Genomic DNA, 21,194 nt, shown 5'->3' on the forward strand with positions numbered 1-21,194 from the left:
GACAAGACAATGATGCAATCCCAAATCGATTTCGCCCTGGCGACACCGGAAATCCTCTTGCTGGTTTTCGGCCTGGCTATCCTGCTCGTCGACGCGGTCAGCAATCATCCCGAGCGCAAGCCGACGTTCCTGCTGACCATGCTTGCATTGGGCGTGCTGACCGTCGTGTCGGCGCTGCAATGGAAGAATGGCGTGGCAGGGTCGACCTTCAACGGCCTGTACGTTACGGATGAGCTGTCGCACCTGCTGAAGATCGCGTCTTACATCGCGGTTGCCGTCACCCTGATCTACGGCCGCGTCTATGCGCAAGTCCGCGACATGCTCAAGGGCGGCGAACTCTACGTGCTGACGCTGTTCGCCCTGCTGGGCCAGATGGTCATGATTTCCTCCGGGAATCTCATCTCCATCTACCTGGGCCTGGAGCTGATGTCGCTGGCGCTTTACGCGCTGATCGCGCTGCGCCGCGACAACGTCGTGGCTACCGAAGCCGCCATGAAGTACTTCGTGCTGGGCGCGCTGGCCTCGGGCTTCCTGCTGTACGGCATGTCCATGGTCTACGGCGCCACCGGCCACCTGGACCTGGCTGAAGTGGCCAAGGTCATCGCCGCGGGCAAGGCCGAGAAGCTGGCCCTGGTGTTCGGCATCGTGTTCCTGGTTTCCGGCCTGGCGTTCAAGCTCGGCGCCGTGCCGTTCCACATGTGGGTGCCCGACGTCTACCAGGGTTCGCCCACCGCCGTGACGCTGATCCTGGGCGCCGCGCCCAAGCTGGCCGCCTTCGCCATCACGCTGCGCCTGCTGGTCGACGGCCTGCATGGCCTGGCCGCCGACTGGCAGCCGATGCTGATGATCCTGGCGGTGCTGTCGCTGGCCATCGGTAACCTGACCGCCATCGCGCAGACCAACTTCAAGCGCATGCTGGCCTATTCGACCATCTCGCACATGGGCTTCGTGCTGCTGGGCCTGATGTCGGGCTCGGTCGCGGGCAAGCCGGAACTGTCGTCCGCCGCCTACGGCGCGTCGCTGTTCTACATGCTGACCTACGTGCTGACCACGCTGGCCAGCTTCGGCATCGTCCTGCTGCTGTCGCGCCAGGGTTTCGAGTGCGAGCACATCGACGACCTGAAGGGCCTGAACCGCCGCAGCCCGTGGCACGCCGCCATCGTGCTGCTGCTGATGTTCTCGCTGGCCGGCATCCCGCCGCTGGTGGGCTTCTACGCCAAGCTCGCCGTGCTGCAGTCGCTGATCAGCGCGGGCCACGTCACGCTGGCGGTGATCGCGGTGCTGTTCTCGCTGATCGGCGCGTTCTACTACCTGCGTGTGGTCAAGGTCGTGTACTTCGACGAACCGGCGGCCGATGCCGCGCCGATGGTGGCCACGAGCGGCCAGCGCGGCGTGCTGTCGATCAACGGCGCCCTGATCCTGGTGCTGGGCCTGCTGCCCGGCGGCCTGATGGCTCTGTGCGTGCAGGCCATCCGCAGCTCGCTGAGCATGTAAGCGGAAAACGGGGCCATGAACCAGACGCTGGCGGTATGGCTGCTGATCGCGTTGGCCCTGGTCAGCGCGAATCTCCCGTTCCTGACCGAGCGGGTATTCGCGGTCCTGCCCTGGAAACGGGACGGGGCTGTGGCGGTCAAGCCGTTCTGGGTCCGCCTGTTCGAAGTGCTGGTGTTCTACGCAATCGTCGGCGCGCTGGGCTTCGCATTCGAGTCCGCGCTGGGCAACCGCTTCTCCCAGACCTGGGAGTTCTACGCGATCACCCTGAGCCTGTACCTGGTGCTGGCCTATCCCGGATTCGTGTACCGGTATCTGTTCAAACGGCATCCCCGCCTGCTGACCTGAGTTTTATCCGTCCCTCGAAAAAACGCCCTATGGGGCGTTTTTTTTTGCGGACATGAGTATGTACCGGCCCGGTGCGGCGGCGAGCCCTGAGGCCGTTGCAGCGCGGCGTAGGAGGATTTCCGGGGCAAAGGGACCGCAGCGGACCCGGCCCGCGTCGCCGCTGCCGCGGAAGGAGGGCGCGTGACGTTGCAACGTTTCGCCCAAATGGGGGAGATATTCAGATTCTGGTCGGAAATCGGTGAGGAATAGAGGGCCAGATTCAAGCTGCCGAAATACGGCACAACGGCCGGCAAAGCCTGGGCCGGGTGTTGTTTTTTCATCTTTTGGCCGGCGTCGTCCGTTAGATTCAGGTTTCATTCAGCAAGCCAGTTCAGAATCGCAAACGTTAAAAAAACAAGAATCGTTGCTATTCACAATTGGAGAAGCTGGTTTGAAGCCCCAAGATTCGTATTCGCTGAATACGCTTACTACCTCGCTGGCCGCCGCCATCGCCGTTCCCGCCCTGTTCATCAGCCCTTACGCCTCTGCCCAATCGGCTGACGGGGTGACGCAGCTTGCGCCCGTGCGCGTGGAAGGCGAAGGGTCTTCCTACCAGACGACGACCGTGCCGTCCCCCAAGATGACCGCCCCGTTGCTGGACACGCCGCGCACCGTGCAGGTGGTGCCGAAGCAGGTGATCCAGGACCAGTCGGCCTCCACGCTGCAGGACGTGCTGCGCAACTCGCCGGGCATTACCTTCGGAGCGGGCGAAGGCGGCCGCCCGGGCGGCGACCTGCCCATCATCCGGGGCCAGAACTCGGCGGGCAGCATCTTCCTGGACGGCATCCGCGATTCCAGCACGCAGGTGCGCGACACCTTCAACCTGGAAGAGGTGGAAATCATCAAGGGCCCGGACTCTGTGTATTCGGGCCGCGGCGGCGCGGGCGGCAGCATCAACATGATCAGCAAGACGCCCAAGGCCACTGACTTCACGGAAGGCACCATCCAGATCGGCACGGACAACAACTACCGCGCGACGATCGACAGCAATTGGCGCCTGGATGAAAAGGCGGCTTTCCGCCTGAACGTGATGGGCAACAAGGGCGACGTGCCGGGCCGCGACAATGCGGTGGACTTCGAGCGCTGGGGCGTGGCGCCGTCGCTGACGCTGGGCGTGGGCACGCCGACGCGCATCACGCTGAGCTATTACCACTATCAAGACGACAGCATGCCCGACTACTCCATCCCGTATGACCCGACGACGGGTCAGCCGGTGACGGAGACCATGGGCGTGAGCCGCAAGAGCTTCTACGGGCTGACCGGCCGCGATTTCATGCGGACGCGCGATGACGTCGCCAGCGTCGACTTCCAGCACGATTTCTCGGACAAGCTGCAACTGCGCAACGTGACCCGCTATGGCCGGGGCACCACCGACTTCGCCGCGACGAACCCCGACGACAGCAAGGGTAACGTGCCCAACGGCCTGGTGTACCGCGCGCTCAAGTCGGGCTATTACGTCACCAAGAGCTTCGCCAACCAGACGGACCTGACCGGTGAATTCGAGACCGGCAGCCTCAAGCACTCGTTCGACCTGGGCTTCGAGTACAGCAACATCAAGCAGGACAAGGACGGCTACACGCAGTCCGGAGTGCCGACCAGCACGACATGCACGACGGTTTCGGCGATGTGCGCGTCGCTGTGGGATCCCGATCCGGGCACGAACTATCCCGGCCATCTGCAGCGCAACGGCAACCCCGCGCGCTACAACACCGACACCGTCGCGCTTTACGGTTTCGACACGATCAAGTTCAACGAGCAATGGCAGGCCAGCCTGGGCCTGCGCTGGGACAACTACCGCACCAGCGGCAGCAACATCGCCAAGGGCCGCAACGATCCGGCAGGCACGCCGGACTTCTACAGCACCAGCCGCGAAGACAATCTCTTCAACTACCAGGTCGGCGTGGCCTACAAGCCCATGCCCAACGGCACGATCTACGCCACCTATGGCACGTCGTCGACGCCGTCGGCCGTCGCCGCCAGCGCGGTCAGCGATGCCGCGTCGATGACGAGCCAGTCGCTCGAGCCGGAAAAGAGCCGCACGGTCGAGGTGGGCACGAAGTGGCAGGTGTTCGATGACCGCCTGACGCTGTCGGCGGCCGCCTTCCAGGACATTCGCAAGAACACCAGCGTCGCCGTGTCGGCCACCGAGACCGAGCAGGTCGGTGAGGCCAAGGTGCGCGGCATCGAGCTGGGCTTCTCGGGCAGCATCACGCCCAGGTGGAACGTGTTCGGCGGCTACACCTTCATGGACAGCGAGATGACCAAGGGCGCGTTCAACAGCGGTGCCGTGGGCCAGGACCTGCCCAACACCCCGCGCAACGCTTTCAGCCTGTGGACCACCTACAAGGTGCTGCCCAAGCTGACGGTCGGCGGCGGCGCCTACTACGTGGACAAGGTGTACGGCAATTCGGATTCGTCGAAGAATCCCAATGGCACGCCGAAGGCGCGCTGGGTGCCCTCGTACTGGCGCTTTGACGCCATGGCCGCCTACGAGTTCAACGAACGCGTGTCGGCCCAGCTGAACGTGATGAACATCTTTGACGAGACGTATTACACCAAGGCCTATGCCGCGCACTATGCGGCGCTGGGCACGGGCCGCGCCGCGCTGCTGTCGCTGCGCATGCGCTACTGATCCCGGTCCCGGGAATGGAAAAAGCCACCGTGAGGTGGCTTTTTTCTTTTTGCCGGGTGTCTGGCACCCGTGCAGGGCGCTTCAAGCTCGTCGCGCCTCGCCATAAGGGTGTCAGACACTTGGGGGCAGCTCGCGGGTGTCAGACACCAGAAAACTGCGGCTCAGCTTTCGAACCAGTTCAGCACGCCGTCCAGGCCGGATACGTTGAGCGCGTAGCGGGTTTGCTGACGCACCAGCGGCTTGGCGTGGTAGGCCACGGGGAAGCCCGCGGCGCCCAGCATTTTCAGGTCGTTGGCGCCGTCGCCCATGGCGATGATCTGTTCCTGGGCGGCGCCGTGCTCGCGGGCGAACGCGCGCAGGTGCGCCTCTTTGGCGTCGGCGTCCAGGATGTCCCCCACGACCTTGCCGGTCAGCACGCCGTTGGAAATCTCCAGGGTATTGGCATGCGCGCTATCCAGATTCAGCCGCTCGCGCAGGCGCTCCGTGAAGAAGGTGAAGCCGCCGGAAACCAGAAGCACCTTGATGCCGGCGGCCTGGGCCGTGGAGATCAGGCGTTCGGCGCCGGGGTTCAGGCGCAGCTTTTCCGTGTACACCTGTTCCAGCGCGTCGGCAGGCACGCCTTCCAGCAGGGCGACGCGGCGGCGCAGGCTTTCGGAGAAATCCTTGATTTCGCCGCGCATCGCGGCTTCCGTGATTTCCGACACCTTGTCTTTCAGGCCCGCCATGCCAGCGATTTCGTCGATGCACTCGATGTTGATCAGCGTGGAATCCATGTCCATGGCCAGCACTTTGCAACCCGACAGCTTCAGGCCCGCGGGCACGAAGGCGGTATCGACGCCATGGCGCTCAGCCCAGCCCGTGACTTCGGCACGGGTGCCGTCGTCGTGCTGCACGTCGAGCAGGCGGGCGGCGGTGGCGTTGATGCGCGCAATGCCTTGCGCCTGGGCCAGGGCCGCCAGCTGTTCGGCATGTTCGGCGCTCAGGCCGGGGGATTGGACGACGAGGTGATGGGTAGTCATGGCAATTCGTGTAATGGGTACGGTTACTTCAAGGCGCGCAAAACGGCGCGCACGGCGTCGGCGCGGGCCGGAACCTGCGGGGCCTTGATCTCAACCCGCAATTTATCCTGTCCTGCCAGTTTGATGTGGCGCTGGCGCTGGACGAGTTCGATGATCCTGGCGGGATCGACCGAGGTTTTGGGGCCGAACTGGAGCAGCGCCTGCGTTTCGCTGGCGTCGATCTTGACGATGCCCAGGGGCTGGGCGGCCAGGCGCAGGCGGTGCGTGGCAAGCAGCGTCTGGGCGGCTTCGGGCAGCTTGCCGAAGCGGTCGATCAGTTCTTCCTGGATGTGAATCAGGTCGTCTTCGTCGGCGGCATGCGCCAGGCGCTTGTAGATGCCCAGGCGGGCATGCACGTCGGCGCAATAGTCCGAAGGCAGCAGCGCTGGGGCATGCAGGTTGACCTCGCAGGCCAGGTTGAAGGGGGCGTCCAGATCCGGCTCTTCGCCGGCGCGCAGCGCCCGGACGGCCTCGTTGAGCATCTCGTTGTACATCGAGAAGCCCACTTCCTGGATATTGCCCGACTGGGAGTCGCCCAGCACTTCGCCGGTGCCCCGGATCTCGAGGTCGTGCATTGCAAGGTAGAAACCGGAACCCAGCTCCTCCATCGCCTGGATCGCTTCGAGGCGTTTCTTGGCGTTGTTAGTGATGGCGTCTTCGCCCGGCGTCAGCAGGTAGGCGTAGGCCTGGTGGTGGGACCGGCCGACGCGGCCGCGCAGCTGGTGCAGCTGGGCCAGCCCGAAGCGGTCGGCCCGATGAATCACGATAGTGTTGGCGCTGGGCACGTCGATGCCCGTTTCGATGATGGTGGTGCACAGCAGCACGTTGTAGCGCTGCTGGTAGAAGCCTTTCATCACCTGTTCCAGTTCGCGCTCGGGCATCTGGCCGTGGGCCACGGCGATGCGCGCCTCGGGCACCAGCTCTTCGAGGCGGGCGCGGCGGTTGTGGATGGTTTCGACCTCGTTGTGCAGGAAGTAGCACTGGCCGCCGCGCTTGAGTTCGCGCAGAAGCGCCTCGCGCAGGGTACTGCCGTCCTCGCGCCGGACGAAGGTCTTGATGGCCAGGCGCTTCTGCGGCGCGGTGGCGATGACGGAGAAGTCGCGGATGCCTTCCAGCGACATGCCCAGGGTGCGGGGAATCGGCGTGGCGGTCAGCGTCAGCACGTCGACCTCGGCGCGCAGCGCCTTCAGCGCCTCTTTCTGGCGCACGCCGAACCGGTGTTCCTCATCGATGATGACCAACCCCAAGCGCTTGAACTTCACGTCCTTGGACAGGATCTTATGGGTGCCGATGACGATGTCGACCCGGCCGTCGTTGATGCCCTCGATGGCGGCCGACACTTCCTTGGCGGAGCGAAAGCGCGACAGCTCCACGACGCGCACGGGCCAGTCGGCGAAGCGGTCGGAGAAAGTCTGCGCGTGCTGTTCGGCCAGCAGGGTGGTGGGGCAGAGCAGGGCGACCTGCTTGCCGTTGGCTACGGCCAGGAAGGCGGCGCGCAGGGCGACTTCCGTCTTGCCGAAACCCACGTCGCCGCACACCAGGCGGTCCATGGGGCGGCCGGAGGTCATGTCGGCGATGACGGCCTCGATGGCGGCGGCCTGGTCGACCGTTTCCTCGAAGCCGAAGCCCTCGGCGAATGCCTGGTAGTCGTTCAGGGGCAGGTTGAAGGCGTAGCCTTCGCGAGCGGCGCGTTGGGCGTACAGCGCCAGCAGCTCGGCGGCGGTGTCGCGGACCTGGCGGGCGGCCTTGCGGCGCGCCTTGTCCCACTGGCCGGAGCCCAGCTGGTGCAGGGGCGCGGCTTCCGGGTCGGCGCCGCTGTAGCGGGCGATCACGTGCAGCTGCGATACCGGAACGTACAGCGTGCTGCCGTTGGCGTATTCGAGATGGAGGAATTCCATTTCGCCTTCGCCCATGTCCATGTTCGCCAGGCCATGGTAGCGGCCGATCCCGTGCTGCGCGTGGACGACCGGGTCGCCCTCGCGCAGTTCGGACAGGTCGCGCACCATCGCTTCGACGTTGCTGGCGCGCTCCTGGTCGCGCTTGCCGCGGCGGCCGGTTCCCGCGACGCCCGGATACAGATCGTTTTCGGTCAGGAAGGCCAGGCTGGCCTGCGGCAGCAGGAAGCCGGTGGACAGGGGCGCTGCGACGATGCCGAAGTGCGCGTCCGAGGCCAGGAAGGTCCCGATCGTGTCGGGCTGCGCGTCCGGCGTGACGCCGAATTCGTTCAGCATCTGCACCAGCGTCTCGCGCCGGCCGGCGGAGTCCGCGCACAGCAGCACCCGTGTCTGGCCCGTCTGCACCAGCGCGCGCAGCTTGGTGATGGGATCCTCGGAGCGCCGGGCCACGCTGACGTCGGGCGCGGCGCGGAAATCGGGATGCGGCTGGCCGGTGTTCAACGCCAGGCGGCGGAAGGTTTTCAGGTGCGAATAGAGCGCTTCGCTGTCCAGGAACAGCGCGGACGGCGGCAGGACCGGGCGTTCGCGGTCGCTTTTCAGGAAGCCGTAGCGGCTGGCCGTGTCCTGGTTGAAACGCTGGATCGCATCGTCGATATCGCCGACGGTCACGGTGACCGTGCCATCCGTCAGGTAGTCGAAGAGGGTGGCCGTTTCTTCGAAGAAGAGCGGCAGGTAGTACTCCACGCCCGCAAACGGGATGCCGTTGCCGATGTCTTTGTAGGGCACCGCGCGCGACGGGTCGCCTTCGAAGACTTCGCGGAAGCGGGCGCGGAAGCGGGTGCGCGAGTCCTCGTCCATCGGGAATTCGCGGCCGGGCAGCAATTGCACTTCACGCACAGGATACAGGCTGCGCTGCGTATCCACGTCGAAACTGCGGATGGTCTCGATTTCGTCGTCGAACAGGTCCAGGCGGTAAGGCACCGCCGAGCCCATCGGGAACAGGTCGATCAGCCCGCCGCGCAGGCAGAACTCGCCGGGCGCCGTCACCTGGGTGACGTGGTTGTAGTTGGCCAGCGTGAGCTGCGCGCGCAGCGCCGCTTCGTTCAGCTTGTCCTTCTGCTTGAAGGAAAAGGTGTAGGCCGCCAGGAACGAGGGCGGGGCCAGCCGGTACAGCGCGGTCGTGATCGGCACCGTCAGCACGTCCACCGACTTCGTCATGAGCGAATGCAGCGTGTGCAGGCGTTCCGAGATCAGATCCTGGTGGGGCGAGAACGCGTCGTAGGGCAGCGTTTCCCAGTCGGGAAGCTGGCGTACGCGCAGGTCGGGCGCAAATAGCTGGATTTCTTCGGCCAGGCGCTGGGCTTCGACCGGCTCGGCCGTCAGGATGACCAGCGGGGCCGACGCCTGGCGCGCCAGGTCCGCCAGCAGCCAGGCGTCGCCCGAGCCCGGAGGTCGTGGTTGCGCATAGCGCGCGCCGGGTTTGAGCGCGGACAGGGTAGGGGCCGTCGCGGGGACGGGAGGCGCGGCTGTGGCGGAGGTAGAGGGGGCAGGCATCAGGCTGGCAGCAGGCATCAAGCGGAAGATTATAAAATCACCGCACCATGTCTGCCTCCATCATTGCGATCGTGCCCGCCGCGGGCGTCGGCGCCCGCGCCAGCCGGCCCGGGCACGAGACCGTTCCCAAGCAATATCGTCCCTTGTCCGGACAGCCCATGCTGCGCCACGCGGTGTGCGCGCTGCTTGCCGACGAACGGGTGTCCCAGGTGCGCGTGGCCGTGACGCCGGGCGACGGCTGGGTGGACGCGGCGCTGGCCGGGTTGCCCCGCACCGTGTGGCGAGCCTGCGGCGGCGCGACCCGCGCCGATACCGTGGCCGGCGCGCTGGCCGATAGCGGCGCCGATGACGATACCTGGGTGCTGGTGCACGACGCGGCGCGTCCCGGCCTGCCCGCCGACGCGCTGGGCCGTCTCATCGACGCCTGCCTGGCGGATCCCGTGGGCGGCCTGCTGGCTCTGCCCGTGGCGGATACGGTCAAGGCAGGCCATGGGCGCGTAGAGCGCACGCTCGACCGCAACGGGTTGTGGCAAGCGCAGACCCCGCAGATGTTCCGGGCCGGCGTGCTGCGCGACGCGCTGACGGCGGCCTCCGTGAGCGGCGTGACCGTCACCGACGAGGCTTCGGCCATCGAGGCGGCCGGTTATGCGCCGCTGCTCGTATCCGGCGCCATGCGCAATTTCAAAGTGACGTGGCCGGATGATTTCGAACTGATGGAAAAATGGCTATGAGCATTCCCTTTCGCGTCGGACAAGGCTTCGACGTGCATGCGCTGGTCGAGGGTCGGCCGCTGATCATCGGCGGCGTCACGATCCCCCATACGCACGGCCTGCTGGGCCATTCCGACGCGGACGTGCTGCTGCATGCGATTACCGACGCGTTGTTGGGCGCGGCCGGCCTGGGCGATATCGGCCGCCATTTCCCGGACACCGATCCGGCCTTCAAGGGCGCCGACAGCCGCGTGCTGCTGCGCGAGGCAATGGCCCGCGTGCGCAAGGCCGGCTGGGTGCCGGTCAATATCGACGCCACCCTGCACGCGCAGGCGCCTAAGATCGGCCCGCACGCGCCGGCCATGGTGAAGAACATCGCCGCGGACACGGGGCTCGCGGAAACCGAGGTCAACATCAAGGCCAAGACCAACGAAGGCCTGGGATACCTGGGAAGAAAAGAGGGGATTGCCGCGACGGTGGTCGCGCTATTGGCGAAGGCCGGATAGGGGGAGGTAAATACGGGCGGTGTCAGACACCAAAGGTGTCAGACACACGCGGAAAGAGAATACGGGCGGTGTCAGACACCGAAGGTGTCAGACACACGCAGTATTAGGCTTTGCCTTGGGCGGTCAGCGCCAGCGCGGCGGCATTGACGACCGCGGCGATGCGGCCGGCGTCGCGCAGCTGTTCCGTCGACAAGCCGTCGTTCTTCAGGTTTTCATAGTGCGAGGCCACGCAGAAGTGGCACTTGCCGATGATGGACGCCACCAGCGCGAACAGTTCGAAGCGCTTCTTTTCCACGCCGCCATGGGTGGCGTAGGCGTTCATGCGCAACTGCGCGGGCAGGCTCTTCAACTGGGCGTCGCCGCTCATCTCTACGTAGGGATACCAGGTGTTATTCATGCCCATGAGGGCCGAGGCGGTCAATGCGGCATTGGCGTCGCCTTCCGACAGGCCGCTCTTGAATGCTTCCACCAGCGCCGGGCTGCGCGCGGCGTAGGCGGCGGACAGGGCGGCGCCAATGGCGTCTTCGGGGGCCAGCGTCGAGCGGGCGATCACGGCGTCCAGATTCAGGCGGATGTCCTTGGCCCAATCCGGCAGCTGTTCCTTAATGGTCGTAAGAAATTCCATAGTTTTTACCTATAATCTAGAGCAGTTAAAGCCCAGCGCGGGACCTGCGGAGCAGATCCCTGGCCGGGCTGGAAATTACAGCGTGGCGCCGCCAACCGTACGGTTGCACGGGCACAGCTCGTCGGTTTGCAGACCGTCGAGCAGACGCAGAACTTCTTCCGGGTTACGGCCGACGTTCAGGTTGTTCACCGAAACGTGCTGGATCGTGTTGTCCGGGTCGACGATGAACGTGGCGCGCAGGGCAACGCCAGCGCCCTTTTCGCGGACGCCCAGCTGGTCGATCAGGGCGCCGGTGGTGTCGCCGAACTGGTAGTGACCCAGCTTGTTCAGGTCCGGGTGCTCACGGCGCCAGGCCAGCTTGACGAATTCGTTGTCGCTCGAACCGCCCAGCAGGACGGCGTCGCGGTCTTCGAAATCCTTGGCCAGCTTGTTGAAGCCGACGATTTCGGTCGGGCAAACAAACGTGAAGTCTTTCGGGTAGAAGTAGATCACCTTCCACTTGCCGGGGAACGAGCTTTCGGTGATGTCTTCAAACGCCGACACGCCGTTTTCTTCGTGTTGGTTGAAGCCGGGCTTGACGCCGGTGACCTTGAAGGGCTCGAGTTTGTCGCCAACAGTTTTCATGTTTACTCCCAGTTGTTGGTGGAATTAAGGCTGTGCCTCAAACCATAAATTCTACGCTATGGATTATCGTTGTCTAATTGATAATTCCTAAACTTGGCTTTGGGCAACTCTATCCTGGCGGTCAGGCCGCCGCCCTCGCGGGGAAGCATGCGCAAAGAGCCGCCCACGTGCTTGAGCAGCCGCTCGACGATGGCCAGGCCCAGGCCCGCGCCGCTGACGCCGGTGCGCGCCGCCTCGCCGCGGGAGAAGGGCCGCAGCAGGCGGTCCACGTCTTCGGGGGCAATGCCGGGACCGCGGTCGGAGACCTCGATCACGATCATGGCGCCGTCAGCTTGCAGTGTCATGACCAAGTGCGCCATGCCATCGGAGGAACGGCCGTAGCGGCGGGCGTTCTCGATCAGGTTGCTGACGATGCGCTTGAGATCCAGGGCGGTAATGCGGGCGCGCAGGCCGGGTTCCAGCGAGGCTTCGAGTTCGCCGCCCAGAGAGGCGGTATGGCTGCGTTCGCGTTCGTAGAGTTCGGCCAGCACGGCGGAAATATCGGTGGCCAGCTGCGGCAGCGTGCCGGCCGGGCGCGCGTATTCCATCAATTGGCCGATACTGTGGTCGATCTGGCCCAGGTCTTCGTCGATGGCCTGGCGGGCGTCTTCGGAGACGCCGCTCAGTTCGATTTCCAGCCGCATGCGCGCAAGCGGCGTGCGCAGGTCGTGTGAAATCCCCGCCAGCATCAGCTCGCGGTCTGCCTCGGCCTGCCTGAGGTCCTTGGCCATCCGGTTGAACGACGCGTTCAGGTCGCGGATCTCGAGCGGCCCCTGCTCGGGCAGGGCGGCGGGGGTTTCGCCCCGCGAAAGTACCTGCGCCGCCCGGGCCAGCCGCGATAGCGGCCGGTTGACGAACCCCACGCTGACCGCGGCGCCGACCAGGGACAGCAGCAGCGCCGTGGCGCCCCAGCCCAGCCATTCGATCCCGCCGGTCAATCCGATCTGTTCCCGTTCGAACACCAGCCAGTAGAGGTCCTTTTCTATCTGGAAGCTGACCCAGAAGCCGGGCACCTGGTTCACGCCCCAGGCAATCTGCGTCTCCGGGCCGAAGCGCGTGCGGATGTGCTGGGCAACGCGTTGCCAGTAGTCGTCGTCGGGGAGCGCTTCCGCGAAGTCGGTCACTTCGCGCGGATAGACCTGGATGCCTTCGTTGGTGGCCAGGTCCAGCAGCAGCTTGCTGCGTTCGTCGTTATGGGAGTAGATCAGCGCGGTGCGCGTGATATTGACAGCCGTGATCACCCGCTGCGCCATCTGGTTGGCGCGCGGTCCCAGCTCCATGCTGAAAAAAACTTGTAGCCACGCGCCCAGGCTGACGAGCATCAGCGCGGCGAGCAACAGGAACGTGCGGCCGAACAAGCCGAGCCGCAATCGTGACGTCAGGTTCCTGAAGGTTCTGCGCAAGCGGGGCACGAAGCTGCGCTCCTGCCCGGGGCGGGCGAGCCGGTCAACTACCACCGTCCGGCACGAACACGTATCCCAGACCCCAGACGGTCTGGATGAATACGGGCTTGGACGGATTCGGTTCGATCAGTTTGCGCAGGCGCGAGATCTGGACGTCGAGGCTGCGGTCGAAGGCTTCGTATTCGCGGCCGCGGGCCAGCTCCATGAGCTTGTCGCGCGACAGCGGGATCTTCGGGTGCCGCGCAAACACCTTGAGCACCGAGAATTCGCCCGTGGTGATGGGCACCTGTTCGCCGTTGCGCGTGAGCGTGCGGGTGGACAGGTTCAGCACGTAGGGGCCGAAGGCGATGGATTCGTTCTCCTGGCTGGGGGCGCCGGGGTGTTCCTCGGTGCCGCGGCGGCGCAGGGTCGCGTTGATCCGCGCCAGCAGTTCCCGGGGGTTGAACGGCTTGGACAGGTAATCGTCCGCGCCCATCTCCAGGCCGACGATGCGGTCGATCTCTTCCGCCTTGGCCGTCAGCATGATGATGGGAGTATTGTCGTGGCCACCGCGCAGCCGGCGGCAGATGGACAGGCCATCTTCGCCAGGCAGCATCAGATCCAGCACGAGCAGGTCGAAATGCTCGCGTTGCCAGAGTTTGCCCATCTCTTTCGCGTCTTCTGCGACGAAAACGTTGAATCCCTGCTCGGACAGATACCGACGCAGCAGATCGCGCAAGCGCGGATCATCGTCGACGACGAGGATTTTTCGGGTGGGGGTGGTGTTTTGCGTATTCATGGCCGGAAATGTAACAGTGACAAGAACCAGCGGCTAGTGGGCGTTCACAAGATATTACACATTGCGAACCATCGTTGAAATCCCCCTTACAACCGGGGGCGGAGCCGCGGTATTTCGTACAATCTGCATCTATGGAACTAAACCTGCTGGCCTTGGAAACTTCTTCGTCCCGTTGCGGCGTGGCTCTTTTGCGCGCGGCCGGCGGCCGCCTGGAGGTCAGCGTCAGGGAACACGAGGGCTCCCAGGAGCACGCGGAACGGCTCTTGCCCATGGCCAACGAGCTGCTGGCGGCCTCGGGGCTGACGCCGGCCGCCCTGCACGCGGTGGCTTTTGGCCAGGGGCCGGGCGGCTTCACGGGCCTGCGGGTGGCTTGCGGCGTGGCCCAAGGCATGGGCCTCGGGCTGGGCATTCCTGTATTGCCCATTGTCTCTCATCAGGCGGTCGCTGCCCAGGTGGATGCGACGCCCGCGGATGCGATCGTCGTGGCGCTGGACGCCCGCATGAACGAAGTCTATCTGGCGGTGTACCGGCAGGCCGGCATTTCGGATGGCGAAATTTCCTGGGAAACGCTGCAGGCGCCGATGCTGATCGCGGCGGCCGAGGTCGTGCCCTGGACCGCCCATCACCTGCCGGGCTGGTCCGACAGCGCGGGTCGTCCGCTCGATGTGGTGCTGGTCGGCGACGCCTGGGATGCCTACGCGGCCGAGATGGTTCCGCCCGGGCAGTGGCGTCGCGCCGCTGGCGCGCAGCGCCCCGAAGCGGCCAGCGTGGCCCGCCTGGCGCGGCAGGGTTGGCTGCGGGGCGAGGCACTGGCTCCCGAGCTGGCCGCGCCGCTCTATGTGCGGGACAAGGTCGCCTTCACCACCGCCGAGCGCATGCGCGGGGAGGGCGGCAATCCCAAGGCCCAGCCCTCGCTGGCGCCCCTGGTTCCGCAGCCGATGATGGATGCGGACCTGGAAGAGGTCGTGGCGCTGGAGGCGCATGTGCAGTCCTTTCCCTGGACGCGCGGCAATTTCGCCGATGCGCTGGCGGCGGGCTATGGCGCATGGGTACTGCGGCGCGAGGGGAAACTGGCGGGATTCTGTGTTGTCATGTTTGCCCCGGACGTGGCCCACCTGCTTGTGATTGCCGTGGCGAAGAAGCTGCATCGCCAGGGGCTGGGCGGCATCCTGCTCGACTGGTGCGAACAGCAGGCGCGCGAACGCGGCCTGGAGGGGGTGCTGCTGGAAGTGCGTCCGTCCAATGCGTCGGCCATCAGCTTCTATAAGCGTCATGGCTACCTGCAGATCGGCGTGCGCCGCGCCTACTATCCTGCGGAAAAAGGCGGCAGGGAAGATGCCCTGGTCATGCAGAAGCGCTTTGCGGCAGCCGGAGCCGCCGAATGATGCCGCCCGCCGCCGCCCCGCGCGTCAATCCGCTGCAGCGCATCTGGCTGCGCGAGATCGGCATGGAACGGCTATGGCTGCGTCCAGCGCCGGCCGCCAGCCGCCCGGCCATCGAGCCCCAGGCCCTTGTTTCCAACCCGGTTTTGCCCGCATCGGCGCCTGCGGCGCTGGCGGATGCGCCTGGCGGCGCCGCGCCTGCCGTGGCGCGGCCTGCCGCTACACCTGCGGCGCCGCCCGCGGAGCCCGCAGCGGCTCGTCCGGGCATGCCTGCTTCCATCCTGAACCGCAACGGCCCGCCACCGCGTCCGGCGCCCAAGGCCGCGGACGAAGCGCCGCCGCCCGCGCCCATCCCGGTGGCCGAAACCATCAGGAATGCCACCCTGGACGAGATGCGCGACCTGGTCGTGGCCTGCGAGGCTTGCGGGCTGTGCAAGGGCCGCCGCAACGCGGTATTCGGCCATGGCGGCCAGCCGACGCGCTGGCTGGTGGTGGGCGAGGCGCCCGGCGAGCAAGAGGACCGGCAGGGGCAACCGTTCGTGGGCCGCTCCGGCCAACTGCTGGACGCCATGCTGTCGGCGGTGTCCATGAGCCGCGAGCGCGACGTTTTCATCACCAACGTCATCAAGTGTCGTCCGCCCGGCAACCGCAACCCCAAGCCCGAGGAAATCGCGGCCTGCAGCCCGTATCTGATGCGGCAGATCGCCCTGCTCAAGCCCGAGCGGATCCTGGTCCTGGGTCGTTTCGCCGCCCAGACGCTGCTGGGCACGGACGCCACGATCGGCAGCCTGCGGGGCCGCATCCATCAGTTGAAGACGGACGAGGGGCAGCAGATTCCGGTCGTGGTCAGCTACCACCCCGCCTATCTGTTGCGCAGCCCGAGCGAGAAGGCGCGGGCCTGGCAGGACCTGAAGCTGGCGGCGCGCATGGGCTGACCCCCGCCGCGGACGAAAAAAAACCGGGCGAAAGCCCGGTTTTTCATTGGAAGATCAAGCGCTTAGTGCGAGGAATCCAGCGCGCGGCCGTGGCCTTCCTGGCCGATCTGCTCGTGAAGCTCGGGGTTGGCCTGCAGGTTGCGCTTGCTCCAGCGCATGAAGACCACCATCAGCACGGCGACCACGGTGCCGAAGATCACGATGATCACGTTGATCGGCAATTGCAACCACAGCAGCAGCGTGTACATGGCCACCATCAGCAGGATGTTGAGCTGCTCGTTGAAGTTCTGCACGGCGATGGAGTGGCCGGCCGACAGCAGGACGTGGCCGCGGTGCTGCAGCAGGGCGTTCATCGGAACCACGAAGAAGCCGGCCAGGCCGCCCGTGATCAGCAGCAGCAGGTAGACGCTCCAGGGCGAATAGACCAGCGGCATCAGCAGGACGACGAGGCCCATGGCCGCGCCGACGGGCAGCACGGAGAGCGCGCGGCGCAGCGGGATGCGGCCCGCCAGGATCGAGCCGACCACCGTGCCCAGGGCGGCCACGCCCATCAGCATCGAGGCCTTGTCCAGCTGGTATCCCAGATGGCTGCGGCCCCATTCGATGACGATCAGCTGCAGCGTGGCGCCCGCGCCCCAGAAGAGGGTCGTGACGGCCAGCGAGATCTGGCCCAGCTTGTCTTTCCAGAGCACCCGGACGTAGCCCCAGAAGGTGCGGACGAGACGGACCGGGTTCTTCTGCTGCGGCGGATAGCGCACGTGGGTGTGCGGAATCAGCAGGTTGCACAGCGCCGCCAGCAGGTAGACGAATGCGATCACCAGGATCGCGGCCTCGGCCGGGGTGTGGACCAGCTTGCCGATGAACGAGTGGCTGAGCAGGGCGGCGGAAACGGAGGACGAAATGAGCAGGCCGCCCAGCACCGTGCCCAGGATGATGGAGAAGACCGTCAGGCCTTCGATCCAGCTGTTGCCCTTGACCAGCATGGCGGGCGGCAGCATTTCGGTCACGATGCCGTATTTGGCCGGCGAATAGGCCGCGGCGCCGATGCCCACGATGCCGTAGGCCATGCAGACGAGATAGGTTTGGTACTGAGAGGGGACGCCGATGTTGGCGTAGGAGAACATCAGCATGCAGCCGGCCACTTTCAGCGCGTTGGTCGAGAACATCACGCGCCCCTTGGGGAAGGAGTCCGCCAATGCGCCGACAAAGGCCGCGAGGACGACATAAGCCAGCGCGAAGGACCACTTCATCATGGGGGCCAACCAGTCGGGGCCGTGCAGTTCCTGTATCAGGGCGATGGCTGCGATGAACAGCGCATTGTCCGCCAATGACGAGAAGGCCTGCGCGGCCATGACCAGATAGAAACCACGTTTCAAGAATGTCCCCGTTCTTCGGCCTGAGCCCGGTCAGTCCGCGTGAAAATTTATGTGCCGTGCCAAAAAGTGTCAGGGAGTATAGCCGGAGCCCAAACGGCGGCCATTGAGCGTTTGCCCGTGGGTTGCGCATTGCCGGCTTCGGCAATGGACCGCCTGCGGTATCATACGTGGCATATGAGAGCCGGCCCTCTATGGGCCGGTTTGCAATCTGCGCGGCAGGTCCGTTAACGCCTTTCGTTCAACCCACCCCGTCGTCATCGTACTGTGCGTCTTACTCAGCTCAAACTAGCCGGCTTCAAGTCCTTCGTCGATCCCACCGTGATTCCCGTGCCCAGCCAACTGGTGGGCGTGGTGGGTCCCAATGGCTGCGGGAAGTCGAACATCATCGACGCCGTGCGCTGGGTGCTGGGCGAGGCAAAGGCCTCGGAACTGCGCGGCGAGTCCATGCAGGACGTCATTTTCAACGGCTCCGGCAATCGCAAGCCGGCCGCCCGCGCGTCGGTCGAAATGGTGTTCGACAACAGCGAGGGGCGCGCCGCCGGCCAATGGAGCAGCTACGCGGAAATCGCCGTGCGCCGGGTGCTGACCCGCGACGGCACCAGCAGCTACTTCGTCAACAACCAGCAGGTCCGCCGCCGCGACATCCACGACATCTTCCTGGGCACCGGCCTGGGCGCCCGGGGCTACGCCATCATCGGGCAGGGGATGATCAACCGCCTGATCGAGGCGCGCCCGGAAGAACTCCGGGTATTCCTCGAGGAAGCGGCCGGGGTGTCGCGCTATAAGGAACGGCGCCGGGAAACCGAGAACCGCCTGTCCGACACGCGCGAGAACCTGACCCGCGTCGAAGACATCCTGCGCGAACTGAATAATCAGCTGGAAAAACTGGAAGCGCAGGCCGAAGTGGCTACGCGCTACCGCGAGCTCCAGGCCGATGGCGAAAAGAAGCAACATGCGCTGTGGTTCCTGAAGGAAACCGGGGCGCGCGAGGAGCGCGCCAAGAAGGCCCAGGAAATGGCGCAGGCCCAGAACGAGCTGGAAGCCGCCATCGCCGGCCTCCGCGCGGGCGAAGCGGCGCTGGAGTCCCGGCGCCAGGCCCACTACGCGGCTAGCGACGCCGCCCATACCGCCCAGGGCGCGCTGTACGAAGCCAATGCCCAGGTGAGCCGCCTGGAAGCCGAGATCCGGCACGTCGTCGATTCCCGCAACCGCCTGCAGGCGCGCCGCGAGCAGTTGCAGCAGCAGATCGGGGAATGGACCGCCCAGCGCGAGCACTGCACCGAGCAGATCGCCCAGGCCGAGGATGACCTGGCGACCGGCGCCGCCCGTACCGAAGAGGCGCGCGCCAAGGCGGAAGACGCCCAGGCCTCCCTGCCCGCGGTGGAGCAGCGCGTGCGCGAGGCCGCCTCCGGGCGCGACGAGATGCGCGCCGCGCTGGCCCGCGTCGAACAGAACCTGGCCCTGGTCGCCCAGACGCAGCGCGACGCGGACCGCCAGATGCAGGCCCTGGAGCAGCGCCGCGAGCGCCTGCAGCAGGAACTGCGCGAATTGCACAGCCCCGATCCGGTCCGCCTCGAGCAACTGGCCGGCGACCGGGTGGCCGGCGAAGACCAGCTCGAGGAAGCCCAGGAAGAACTGGCCACCCTGGAAGGCCGCGTGCCCGAAGCGGACGCCGAGCGCAGCAGCGCCCAGGCCGCCGCCCAGACCGACGCGCAGAACCTCGCGCGCCTGGAAGCCCGCCTGTCCGCGCTGGTCAAATTGCAAGAAGACGTGCAGAAGCAGGGGGCGCTGGAGCCCTGGCTTGCCAAGCATGAACTGACGGGGCTGACCCGCCTGTGGCAGAAGCTGCATGTCGAGCCCGGCTGGGAAACCGCCCTGGAAGCCGCCATGCGTGAACGCATGGCCTCCATGGAAGTCCGCAGCCTGGATTGGGCCCGCGCCTTCGCCGAGGACGCGCCGCCGGCCCGCCTGGCGTTCTATCAATTGCCGGTTGCCGCGCCCACGCCGCCGGCCCCGGCCGGGCTGACCCCGCTGGCCAGCCTGCTGCGCATCACGGATCCCGACCTGCGCACGCTGCTCAACGAGTGGCTGGACGGCGTCTATACGGCCACGGATCTGACCCAGGCCCTGTCCATGCGCGCCAGCCTGCCCGCCGGCAGCGCGTGCGTGGTCAAGGCCGGGCATCTGGTGGACGCGCACAGCGTGCGCTTCTACGCGCCGGACTCCGAGCAGGCCGGCCTGCTGGCCCGCCAGCAGGAAATCGAAAACCTCCAGCGCGAAATCAAGGCCCAGCAGCTGATCGCCGATCAGGCGCGCGCCGCCGTGGCCCGCGCCGAGGCCGCCTGGCAGCAAGTGTCCCAGGCCATCGCGCCGGCCCGCCAGCGCGTGGCCGAAGTCACGCGCCGGGTGCATGACATCCAGCTGGAACATTCGCGCCTGCAGCAGCAGGCCGAACAGTCGGGCGAGCGCGCCTCGCGCCTGCGGCAGGACCTGGAAGAAATCAAGGTCCAGGAAGAAGACCTGCGCGCCACCCGCGAAGAGGCCGAGGCCCGCTTCGAGACGCTGGACGAAGAACTGGCCGAACACCAATCCCGTTTCGCCGACGCCGAGATCGACGGCGAAACCCTGGCCGCCCAGGCCGAAACCGCTCGTGCCGGGCTGCGCGAACTGGAGCGCGCCGCTCAGGAAGCCGAATTCGCCGAGCGCAGCATCCAGGTCCGGATCACGGATCTGCAGCGCAACCAGCAATTGGCCGCCGACCAGAGCCAGCGCGCCAGCGTCGAACTGGAGCAGTTGCAGGAAGACCTCGTCGAACTGGACGCCTCGGCTTCCCAGGCCGGCCTGCAGGACGCCCTGGAAGTGCGCGCGGAGCGCGAGGAAGCCCTGTCGCGCGCGCGCCAGGAAATGGACAACCTGGCGGCCCTGCTGCGCGGCGCCGACGAAGACCGCCTGCAGCAAGAGCAAACGCTGGAACCGCGGCGCGCCCGCATCATGGAATTGCAGCTGCAAGAGCAGGCCGCCCGTCTGGCCGAAGAGCAGTTCACGGAACAGCTGAATGCGCGCGAGGTCGACCGCGAGGCCCTGGCCCAGGAACTGGCCAACCAGTCCGACGAATGGCGCCGCGCCAGCTGGCTGCAGTCGGAAGTAGGCCGCATTTCGCGCCAGATCGAGTCCCTGGGCTCGGTCAACCTGGCCGCGCTGGACGAACTGAACACCTCGCGCGAGCGCAAGGGCTTCCTGGATGCGCAGCACCAGGACCTGATGACCGCCATCGAGACCCTCGAAGACGCCATCCGCAAGATCGACCGCGAAACGCGCGAACTGCTCCAGGAAACCTTCAACGTGGTGAACGGCCACTTTGGCGAGCTCTTCCCCAAGCTGTTCGGCGGCGGCGAGGCCAGGCTGAGCATGACGGGCGAGGAAATCCTCGACGCCGGCGTGCAGGTCATGGCCCAGCCTCCCGGCAAGCGCAACAGCACCATCCACCTGCTGTCGGGTGGTGAAAAGGCGCTGACCGCGACCGCGCTGGTGTTTGCGCTGTTCAAGCTCAACCCCGCCCCGTTCTGCTTGCTGGACGAGGTGGACGCGCCGCTGGACGACGCCAACACGGAACGCTACGCCAATCTGGTCGCCAACATGAGCGAGCAGACCCAGTTCCTGTTCATCTCGCATAACAAGATCGCGATGCAGATGGCCAAGCAATTGATCGGTGTAACCATGCAAGAGCAAGGGGTTTCGCGTATCGTTGCGGTAGACATAGATTCGGCCGTGCAGATGATGGCCTCCGAAGCGGCATAAA

15 protein-coding genes are annotated in these 21,194 nt (G+C 65.9%); 8 read left to right on the forward strand and 7 right to left on the reverse strand.

Translation table 11 applies throughout. From position 1 onward, the window contains the following. Window positions 1-9: 9 nt before the first annotated feature. The 3 genes from nuoN (at window position 10) to AGI3411_RS05065 (ending at window position 4,510) form a co-directional block, all read left to right on the forward strand. Complete coding sequence (gene nuoN / locus AGI3411_RS05055) at window positions 10-1,494, forward strand: NADH-quinone oxidoreductase subunit NuoN (protein WP_129526305.1); 1,485 nt, start codon at window positions 10-12, stop codon at window positions 1,492-1,494. 15 nt (window positions 1,495-1,509) lie between these two features. After that, window positions 1,510-1,839 (forward strand): DUF2818 family protein, encoded by a 330-nt coding sequence (locus tag AGI3411_RS05060; RefSeq protein WP_129526306.1) that lies wholly within the window; start codon window positions 1,510-1,512, stop codon window positions 1,837-1,839. 430 nt (window positions 1,840-2,269) lie between these two features. After that, a complete protein-coding gene (locus AGI3411_RS05065; protein WP_129526307.1) occupies window positions 2,270-4,510 on the forward strand; it encodes a TonB-dependent receptor in 2,241 nt (746 codons plus the stop codon). A gap of 161 nt (window positions 4,511-4,671) precedes the next feature. Here AGI3411_RS05065 and serB read toward each other — a convergent pair whose 3' ends face one another. Continuing rightward, window positions 4,672-5,529, reverse strand: a complete 858-nt coding sequence (gene serB / locus AGI3411_RS05070) for a phosphoserine phosphatase SerB (protein WP_129526308.1) — start codon at window positions 5,527-5,529, stop codon at window positions 4,672-4,674. A 23-nt stretch (window positions 5,530-5,552) separates the two neighbouring features. Then, window positions 5,553-9,035 carry a transcription-repair coupling factor gene (gene mfd, locus AGI3411_RS05075; RefSeq protein ID WP_165359066.1) on the reverse strand — a complete coding sequence of 1,161 codons (3,483 nt, stop codon included), beginning with the start codon at window positions 9,033-9,035 and terminating at the stop codon, window positions 5,553-5,555. A 29-nt stretch (window positions 9,036-9,064) separates the two neighbouring features. On the opposite strand from mfd, the gene ispD reads away from it, so the two are divergent. Then, complete coding sequence (gene ispD, locus AGI3411_RS05080; protein WP_129526310.1) at window positions 9,065-9,748, forward strand: 2-C-methyl-D-erythritol 4-phosphate cytidylyltransferase; 684 nt, start codon at window positions 9,065-9,067, stop codon at window positions 9,746-9,748. Continuing rightward, window positions 9,745-10,233 (forward strand): 2-C-methyl-D-erythritol 2,4-cyclodiphosphate synthase, encoded by a 489-nt coding sequence (gene ispF, locus AGI3411_RS05085; protein WP_129526311.1) that lies wholly within the window; start codon window positions 9,745-9,747, stop codon window positions 10,231-10,233. The genes ispD and ispF overlap by 4 nt, the downstream gene beginning before the upstream one ends. A 103-nt stretch (window positions 10,234-10,336) precedes the next feature. Here the strand turns inward: ispF and AGI3411_RS05090 are convergent, their stop codons facing one another. From AGI3411_RS05090 to risA, 4 genes are all read right to left on the reverse strand, one after another. After that, window positions 10,337-10,858: a carboxymuconolactone decarboxylase family protein gene (locus tag AGI3411_RS05090; protein ID WP_129526312.1), complete on the reverse strand. Its 522-nt coding sequence runs from the start codon at window positions 10,856-10,858 to the stop codon at window positions 10,337-10,339. 75 nt (window positions 10,859-10,933) lie between these two features. Then, window positions 10,934-11,482: a peroxiredoxin gene (locus AGI3411_RS05095; RefSeq protein WP_006389231.1), complete on the reverse strand. Its 549-nt coding sequence runs from the start codon at window positions 11,480-11,482 to the stop codon at window positions 10,934-10,936. 56 nt (window positions 11,483-11,538) lie between these two features. Beyond that, complete coding sequence (gene risS, locus AGI3411_RS05100; protein ID WP_165359067.1) at window positions 11,539-12,933, reverse strand: sensor histidine kinase RisS; 1,395 nt, start codon at window positions 12,931-12,933, stop codon at window positions 11,539-11,541. Window positions 12,934-12,967: 34 nt separating this feature from the next. Then, a complete protein-coding gene (risA, locus tag AGI3411_RS05105) occupies window positions 12,968-13,702 on the reverse strand; it encodes a response regulator transcription factor RisA (RefSeq protein WP_129526314.1) in 735 nt (244 codons plus the stop codon). Between the two features lie 131 nt (window positions 13,703-13,833). On the opposite strand from risA, the gene tsaB reads away from it, so the two are divergent. Further along, window positions 13,834-15,087: a tRNA (adenosine(37)-N6)-threonylcarbamoyltransferase complex dimerization subunit type 1 TsaB gene (gene tsaB / locus AGI3411_RS05110; protein WP_129526315.1), complete on the forward strand. Its 1,254-nt coding sequence runs from the start codon at window positions 13,834-13,836 to the stop codon at window positions 15,085-15,087. Beyond that, window positions 15,084-16,019 carry a uracil-DNA glycosylase gene (locus AGI3411_RS05115; RefSeq protein ID WP_129526316.1) on the forward strand — a complete coding sequence of 312 codons (936 nt, stop codon included), beginning with the start codon at window positions 15,084-15,086 and terminating at the stop codon, window positions 16,017-16,019. The genes tsaB and AGI3411_RS05115 overlap by 4 nt, the downstream gene beginning before the upstream one ends. A gap of 62 nt (window positions 16,020-16,081) precedes the next feature. Here the strand turns inward: AGI3411_RS05115 and lplT are convergent, their stop codons facing one another. Beyond that, window positions 16,082-17,395 carry a lysophospholipid transporter LplT gene (gene lplT / locus AGI3411_RS05120; protein WP_129526317.1) on the reverse strand — a complete coding sequence of 438 codons (1,314 nt, stop codon included), beginning with the start codon at window positions 17,393-17,395 and terminating at the stop codon, window positions 16,082-16,084. A gap of 264 nt (window positions 17,396-17,659) precedes the next feature. On the opposite strand from lplT, the gene smc reads away from it, so the two are divergent. Then, on the forward strand, window positions 17,660-21,193 hold the full coding sequence (gene smc, locus AGI3411_RS05125) for a chromosome segregation protein SMC (RefSeq protein WP_129526318.1): 3,534 nt from the start codon (window positions 17,660-17,662) through the stop codon (window positions 21,191-21,193). Window position 21,194 lies beyond the last annotated feature (1 nt).

This window comes from Achromobacter agilis, assembly GCF_900496965.1.
In the GTDB taxonomy this organism is placed as follows: Bacteria; Pseudomonadota; Gammaproteobacteria; order Burkholderiales; family Burkholderiaceae_B; genus Achromobacter; species Achromobacter agilis.